1 protein-coding gene is annotated in these 1824 nt (G+C 77.7%); it reads right to left on the bottom strand.

Going from position 1 to position 1824, the window contains the following annotated elements:
* Positions 1 to 210: 210 nt before the first annotated feature.
* Positions 211 to 1755, bottom strand: a complete 1545-nt coding sequence (locus tag ACFV0G_RS28820) for an LCP family protein (RefSeq protein WP_380554263.1) — start codon at positions 1753 to 1755, stop codon at positions 211 to 213.
* Positions 1756 to 1824 lie beyond the last annotated feature (69 nt).

The raw sequence follows: 1824 nt of genomic DNA, 5'->3' as shown, positions 1-1824 counted from the left end.
GGGGGCCGGGGCCTCGGGCGCGGCGGTTTTCAACACCCGCCGCCCATGCCCCACCCCGCCCCCCCCGGCCGCCACCCGCCGGGCGGGGGGGGGGGCCCCCGGCCCCCCCCCGCGTCCGGCGCCGGCCGCACCGTCCGAGGCCGTCCGCAGCGTCCAGCGCCGCTACCCGCTACCCGCTGCCGCGCCGACCGGGCGCCCGCCCGGGCCGGTTCAGGGGCAGCTGATGTCGCTCCCCGTCGCCGCGCTCACGGTCGGGTCGGAGGCCGCCGCGGCCGCCGGTGCCGCCGACGGTGCGGCCGGTCCGCTGCTGCGGGCCGGCGACGGCGTGGCGGTCGACACCCCGGCCACGCCGCGGTAGTCCGCCCCCACCACCACCTGCAGGGTGGCCCCCAGCCCCGGCGTCCGGACGAGTTCGGCCCCCGGCAGCGCGGCGGCGAGCGTCCTCGCCGACTCGTCCCAGCGCGGGTCGTAGCGGACGGCGGTGCGCCCGGCGGGTCCGTCCGCGTTGGCCGGGGTGCCGGTGGTGGCGAAGCCGGCCGTGCGCAGGTCGGTGTCGACCCGGGAGCCGAGGCCGGTGGCCCCCGCCCCGTTGAGCACCTGGACGCGGATCTGCCCGGGCGGCACCGTTCCGGCCGCGGAGGCGCTCGGCGCGGCGGAGACCACCGGGGCCTGCTCCGGACGGCCGGTCAGCGACCGCCCGTGCCGGACGGCGTCGAAGAGGGCCTTGGCCCCCTTGGTGTCCCAGAGCACCGTCGAACCCCAGCCGGGGACCTGGTGGTCCACCACGGACACCGGGACGGTGGCGAAGTCGGCCGAGGACGCGGACAGGTCCTTCAGCCGGGTGGCGAACTCGAGCAGCGCGTCGCCGCTCAGCCCCTTGTCGGCCTTGACCGACTTCAGCACCGACCCGAGGACGGTGCTCAGCCGCGCCGGGTCGAGCAGCACGTCCTGGGCGGTGGCCTGGTGGAGCAGCTGGGCGACGAACCGCTGCTGCCGGTGCATCCGGCCGAGGTCGGAGCTGCCGTCGACGTGCCGGGCGCGGACGTACCGGAGCGCCCCGGCGCCGTCCAGCCGGGTGGTGCCGGCCGGCAGGTCGAGGCCGGAGTAGTCGTCCTTGAGCGGCTTGGCGGTGCAGACCTCGACGCCGCCGAGGGCGTCCACGGTGCCGACGAAGGAGAGGAAGTCGACCTGGAGGTAGTGGTCGATCCGCAGGCCGGTGTTCTGCTCCACCGTGCGGACGGTCAGCGGAGCCCCGCCCATCCCGTACGCCGCGTTGATCTTGCCCTTGCCGGCCGGCACCTGGCGGTGGGTTGCCCGGTCCTCGTGGGCGGGGATGTCGACGTAGGAGTCCCGCGGGATGCTCACCACGCTGGCCCGCCCGCCGTCGCCGGAGAGCTGGACGATCATCATGGTGTCGGTGCAGTGGCAGGACTCGCCGCCCGCGTGCAGCACGTTCTTGAGGGTGTCCTCCGGGATGCCCTCGCGGTCGTCGGTGCCGACCACGAGGAAGGTGGTGAGCCCGTCGTCGGCGGGCCGCTCCGTCCCGCCGATCGCGTCGACCCGCTGGATCGCGTCGCCGAGCCCGTGCAGGACGACCCAGCCGCCGCACGAGGTGGCCAGCACCGCCAGCGACACCGCACCTGCGGTCAGCCGCCCCCAGCGCCGGTGCCGCCGCCGGACCGGGACGGCCCTGCGGCCGGGTGCCCCGGCCCGGCGACGGGGCGGCGGGAGGGCGGGGCGGGGCGTGCGGCGCATCCCGGGATGGTAGGCCGGTGCCCCGGCCGCCCCCGGGACGGCGCGCCGCTCTGCACAGGGTCACCGCTG

The organism is Kitasatospora sp. NPDC059571, from assembly GCF_042735675.1.
Lineage (GTDB): Bacteria > Actinomycetota > Actinomycetes > Streptomycetales > Streptomycetaceae > Kitasatospora.
The sequence above is the reverse complement of the archived record's forward strand: the minus strand, read 5'-3'. Positions and strand labels throughout refer to the sequence as shown.